General features: G+C 68.2%; 1 protein-coding gene. It reads left to right on the top strand.

Features of this window, described 5'->3' with window-relative positions; genetic code table 11:
- Positions 1-657, top strand: a 657-nt coding sequence (gene tnpC, locus GQE99_RS20295) for an IS66 family transposase (RefSeq protein ID WP_161353785.1), incomplete at both ends; no start/stop codon positions are given.

The raw sequence follows: 657 nt of genomic DNA, 5'->3' as shown, positions 1-657 counted from the left end.
GTGGAAGGTGATCCAGACCGTCCGCGAGAAGTTCACCTGCCGGCAGTGCGAGAAGATCAGCCAGCCGCCGGCCCCCTTCCACCCCACGCCGCGTGGTTGGGCGGGGCCGAACCTGCTGGCCATGGTCTTGTTCGAGAAGTTCGGCCAGCACCAGCCGCTCAACCGGCAAGCCGAGCGCTATGCTCGGGAAGGCGTGGACCTCAGCCTGTCGACCCTGGCCGACCAGGTCGGCGCCTGCGCCGCGGCGCTCGCGCCGATCCATGCCCTGATCCAGACCCATGTTCTCGGGGCCGAACGGCTTCACGGGGACGACACGACAGTGCCATTGCTCGCAAAGGGCGGGACGCGCACGGCGCGGCTCTGGACCTATGTCCGCGACGATCGCCCGTTCGCGGGCGATGCACCGCCGGCCGCGCTGTTTTACTTCTCGCGCGACCGGGAGATGGCCCACCCCAACCGGCATCTTGCGGGCTGGAAAGGGGTTCTCCAGGCCGATGCCTATGGCGGCTACAACGACCTCTATCGCGGCGACCGCGATCCCGGCCCGGTCAAGAGCGCGCTCTGCTGGAGCCATGCCCGGCGCAAGTTCTTCGAACTGGCCGACATCAAGGAAAACGCCCGCAAACGGAAGCCGGCCCACGACATCTCCCCCGTGGC

The sequence above is a fragment of the Maritimibacter harenae genome (genome assembly GCF_009882975.1).
Taxonomy (GTDB): domain Bacteria; phylum Pseudomonadota; class Alphaproteobacteria; order Rhodobacterales; family Rhodobacteraceae; genus Maritimibacter; species Maritimibacter harenae.
This window is presented reverse-complemented; position numbering and strand designations above follow the sequence as displayed.